Annotated in this window: 3 protein-coding genes and 2 pseudogenes; 4 read left to right on the top strand and 1 reads right to left on the bottom strand. The window is 66.9% G+C overall.

What is annotated here, in order from left to right:
- Positions 1-297: pseudogene (locus tag AC5E6L_RS14005) on the bottom strand (hypothetical protein); the annotation flags it as partial.
- Positions 298-480: 183 nt separating this feature from the next.
- Between AC5E6L_RS14005 and thrC the strand changes: the two are divergent.
- The 4 genes and pseudogenes from thrC to AC5E6L_RS13985 form a co-directional block, all read left to right on the top strand.
- Entirely contained in the window at positions 481-1,896 is a 1,416-nt protein-coding gene (gene thrC / locus AC5E6L_RS14000) for a threonine synthase (protein ID WP_491228656.1), read from the top strand.
- 29 nt (positions 1,897-1,925) lie between these two features.
- Positions 1,926-3,239, top strand: a complete 1,314-nt coding sequence (locus tag AC5E6L_RS13995) for a M16 family metallopeptidase (RefSeq protein WP_491774090.1) — start codon at positions 1,926-1,928, stop codon at positions 3,237-3,239.
- A gap of 31 nt (positions 3,240-3,270) precedes the next feature.
- Entirely contained in the window at positions 3,271-3,876 is a 606-nt protein-coding gene (locus tag AC5E6L_RS13990; protein WP_491774088.1) for a GNAT family N-acetyltransferase, read from the top strand.
- A 19-nt stretch (positions 3,877-3,895) separates the two neighbouring features.
- Positions 3,896-4,817: pseudogene (locus tag AC5E6L_RS13985) on the top strand (sensor domain-containing phosphodiesterase); the annotation flags it as partial.

The raw sequence follows: 4,817 nt of genomic DNA, 5'->3' as shown, positions 1-4,817 counted from the left end.
GGCGAAATCGCCCTCCCAAAAACCGGACGTCCCGTCATTCAGATTGCCGTCATTGCCGCCGGTGTATGTGCGCAGATAGGCCGTGCCCTCAAGCAGCGTCACGCGCGGGCAATAGGCGCGCAGATCGGCCTCGGTGAACGCCGCCTCTGTGCTGGAAACGTCCAGCGCATCGCCCGTACCGGGCGACTGGCAGGCGGCGAGCGCACCCAGGGCCGCGAGCGCGGCGATGGCGCGCGGCGCGGCCGGCCCGCCCCTTCGTGCCGCATTGCGTGCGCCGTCCACAAGACCCGTTGCCATCTCGTCCGTTCTCCCGTTTCTTCCGCCCCTCGGGCCGCGCACCATTCGGCTAGCGGCCCATCGTGTCAACCATAGGGCGGGCCGCCCTTGTGGGGGCTTTCGAAGCGGCCGGATTTCCGATAAGGCTCCGGCGCATTTTCCGCAATGGCCGCCGGCTCCTCCGGCGGCGGAGGCGAGGACGCGTTGAACTTCATCTCGACACGCGGGCAGGCGCCCGAACTGGGTTTCCGCGACGCGATCCTGGCCGGCCTTGCCACCGACGGAGGGCTTTACCTGCCCAAGGAATGGCCGCGCCTGTCCCGCGACGAGATCAGGGGCCTGCGCGACCATTCCTTCGCCGAGGCGGCCGTCGCCGTCATGTGGCCGTTCGTCGAGGGCGAGATCGAACGCTCCCTGTTCGAGACAATCGTCACCGAGGCCTATGCCACGTTCCGTCACGAGGCGGCCTGCCCGCTGATCCAGACCGGCCCGAACGCGTTCGTGCTCGAACTGTTCCACGGCCCCACGCTCGCCTTCAAGGATGTGGCGATGCAGTTGCTCAGCCGGCTGATGGACCATGTCCTGGCCGAGCGCGACGAGCGCGCGACCATCGTCGGCGCGACCTCGGGCGACACGGGCGGCGCGGCGGTCGACGCCTTTGCGGGCCGCGAACGCACCGATATATTCGTCCTGTTCCCCGAAGGGCGCGTGTCGCCGGTGCAGCAACGGCAGATGACCGGGTCGAACGCCGCCAATGTGCACGCGCTGGCCATCGAGGGCAATTTCGACGACTGCCAGGCGCTGGTCAAAGCCATGTTCAACCATGGCGCCTTCCGCGACAGGGTCCGGCTGTCGGGCGTCAACTCGATCAACTGGGCCCGCATCATGGCCCAGATCGTCTACTATTTCACGGCGGCCGTCTCGCTGGGCGCGCCCGACAGAGTCGTCTCCTTCACCGTGCCGACCGGCAATTTCGGCGACATCTTCGCCGGATACGCGGCCAAGCGCATGGGCCTGCCGATCGACAGGCTGGTCATCGCCACCAACGACAACGACATTCTGGCGCGGGCGCTGGACACCGGCGCCTACGAGATGCGCGAGGTGGTGCGGACGACCTCGCCGTCGATGGACATTCAGGTATCGTCCAACTTCGAGCGGCTGATGTTCGAAGCATCGGGGCGCGATGCGGCCTATGTGCGCGGAGCCATGGACAATCTGGGACAGGCGCGCCGGTTCGAGATGGGCGCGCGCGTCCATGGCGCGATCGCGGCCGATTTCGATGCCGGCCGGGCCGGCACGGGCGAGGCGGCGGCCATGATCGGCCATGTGCTCGAAACGTCCGGCTATCTGCTCGACCCGCACACGGCGGTCGGCATGCATGTGGCGCGCGCCAGGGCCGATCGGGCGGTTCCCATGGTGGTGCTCGCGACGGCCCATCCGGCCAAGTTTCCCGACGCGGTCGAACAGGCGGCCGGACGGCGTCCCGCGCTGCCGGCATGGCTCGGCGACCTGATGGACCGCCCAGAGCGGTTTACGACACTTCCATCCGATCTGAAAATGGTGGAAGGTCATATATCGGCCCGCACGCGGGCCTTTGGAGGAAACGGCGGGGCGACATAACCGAAGGCGCCCGGGGAGTTCGCGTAATCATGCCAGTTCAGACGACCGTCCTGAAGAACGGAGTGACCGTCGCCACGCAGCGGTTCGACAAGGTGGAAAGCGTGTCGTTGGGCGCCTGGTTCAAGGCCGGCACGCGCAACGAGCGCGACCATGAGCACGGCATCGCCCACATGCTCGAACACATGGCCTTCAAGGGCACGGCCACGCGCAGCGCCCGCGAACTGGCCGAGGCGATCGAAAATGTCGGCGGCGACATCAACGCGGCCACGAGCGTGGAGACGACCTCGTTCTTCGTGCGCGTGCTCAGGCAGGATACGGCGCTCGCGGTGGAGGTTCTGGCCGACATCCTGCAGAATTCCCGCTTCGAGGCGGACGAGCTTGAGCGCGAGAAACACGTCGTTCTGCAGGAGCTGGGCGCGGTCACGGACACACCGGACGATGTCGTGTTCGACCATTTCACGGAAACCGCGTTCCGGCACCAGCCGGTCGGGCGGTCGATCCTGGGCACGCGCGAGACGATCGGCGCCTTCACCGCCGACATGATCCGCGCCTATGTCGACCGCGAATATTGCGGCGAGCGCATGGTGTTCGCGGCCACCGGCGCGGTCGACCACGACCAGATCGTGCAATTGGTCGAAAGCCGGTTCTCGACGTTGAAGAGATCCGCCGATGGCTGCGACATGCGGCTCGCCCACTATGTGGGGGGCGACTATCGCGAGCACAGGCCGCTGCAAGACACGCAGGTCGTGCTCGGCTTCGAAGGCCGCCCCTATCACGTGCGCGACTATTATTGCAGCCAGGTTCTGGCCATGCTGCTGGGCGGCGCCATGTCCTCGCGCCTTTTCCAGCAGGTCCGCGAGAAGCACGGGCTGTGCTATTCGATCTACGCCTTCCACTGGGGCTTTTCGGACACCGGCGTCTTCGGCGTGCACGCGGCGACCGAGCCCGGCGACCTGCCCAAGCTGATGGAACTGGTCATCGGCGAGTTGACGCGTGCCGCCTACGACATCGAGGACAGCGAACTCGATCGCGCCCGCGCCCAGTTCCGCGCCAGCCTGCTGATGTCGGGCGAAAGCGCGCCGAGCCGGGCCGGGCAGATCGCCCGGCAGATCCTGCTGTTCGGCCGGCCGATCCCGAACGATGAACTGCTGCTCAGGCTCGACAATCTCACCGTCGGCCGGCTGCGCGATCTCGCCGGGCGCATCTTCGTTGAATCGGCTCCCACCGTCTCTGCGGTCGGACCGGTCGACACGCTGATGGAAATCGACGACATACGCGGCCGCCTGGTGGCCGGCGCTCCCGGCGAAAGGCCGCTGCACCATCGCCGCGCCGCCGTCGGTTGACCCGCAACGAGCCGGCGGCCGGAGACCACCGATGTTCGCATTTTCAAACCGCAGCAACATTCCGGCGATCATGGAGGGGCGTACGGTTCATCTGCGTCATCCCGAGCTCGCCGACCATGAGCAATGGTCTGCGCTGCGCGCCGAAAGCGCGCACTTTCTGCGGCCCTGGGAACCGGTCTGGTCGCGCGACGATCTGACCAGGCCGGCCTTTCGCGCGCGCCTGCGGCGATACGGATCGGAAGTCCGCGGCGGCACCGGCTACCCGTTCTTCATCATGCGCAACGCGGACGAGGCGCTGCTCGGAGGCATCACCTTAGGCAATATCCGCCGGGGCGTGGCGCAGAACGGACAGATCGGCTACTGGATCGGCGAGCGGTTCTCCGGAAAGGGCTATATGAGCGAGGCGGTCGCGCTCGTGTGCGAGCTCGCGTTCGCACGCAATGGCCTGCATCGCCTTGAAGCTGCCTGCATTCCGGACAATGGCAAGTCGATCCGCCTTCTGGAGAAGAACGGATTTGAGCGAGAAGGCGTGCTGCGCGCCTATCTGAAGATCAACGGCCGCTGGCGCGATCACGTCCTTTACGCACGCATCAACCCGATGCACCGGGACGCCGCGCAGCGCGATCAGACGGGCTGATACTTTGCATCGGCGCTGCATGTTCCATTCCCGGGTCGGCCTTGCAGTCCCGGCGCTTGCTGCGCTTTGGGCGGTGGCGTGCGCCTTCGCCGTGCTGGCCGCCGGCGCGCTTCCGGCCATGGCCCAGTCCAACCAGCCGATCTCGATCGACCGCGACGACACCGCGCTCGACCTGACAGAGGCCGTCACCATCTACCGCGATCGGGGCGGCGCCTTCCGCGTCTCGACGGCGCCGGATGCCGAAGGCATCGTCCGCACGATCGAGGTACAGGCGGTCAGCGGGGACATGGCGGGCGACTGGGCCGTGCTCGTTCTGACCAACACGTCCGACGTGCAGCTTGACCGGCTGCTCGTCGCGCCGCGCTTCCGGCTGGTCGGCTCGGGCCTTTTCTGGCCGGATCTGGGCGCCCGGCGCATCGTTTCGTTCACGCCCAGCGCGGGCTTTTCGCTCGATCGCATCGACGATCCGCATGCCGATATCTTCGCAATGACCCTCGATCCGGGCGCCGTCATCACGCTGGTCGCCGAACTGGCCTCGCCCACCCTGCCGCAGCTCTACATGTGGGAAGAGGAGGCCTACAAGGACATCGTCAGCTCCTATTCGCTCTATCACGGCATCGTTCTGGGCATTGCCGGTCTCCTGGCGCTGTTCCTGACCATCCTGTCCGTGGTGCGCGGCACCGCCACCTTCCCGGCCGCGGCCGCGCTGGCTTGGGCGGCCCTTGCCTACGTGTCGATCGATTTCGGCTTCATCAGCCAGTTCGGCGTGCTCGACACGGATGCCATCGGCATGTGGCGGGCGACGGCGGAAGTGGCCGTGGTGGCGACGCTGGGCCTGTTCCTGTTCACCCATCTGAACCTTGATCGCTGGAGCGACCGGGTGCGGTGGGGCGCGCTGATCTGGCTGATGGGAATCGTCGCGATGGGCGCGATCGTCACCT

This window comes from Roseitalea sp. (assembly GCF_984466335.1).
Note: the sequence above shows the minus strand (reverse complement) of the source record. Positions and strands in the feature narration are given on the sequence as shown.

Bases quoted from the DNA above. Each gene is read 5' to 3' on its own strand.
- AC5E6L_RS13990 (WP_491774088.1), top strand. From the start codon at position 3,271: ATGTTCGCATTTTCAAACCGCAGCAACATTCCGGCGATCATGGAGGGG.
- AC5E6L_RS13995 (WP_491774090.1), top strand. From the start codon at position 1,926: ATGCCAGTTCAGACGACCGTCCTGAAGAACGGAGTGACCGTCGCCACG.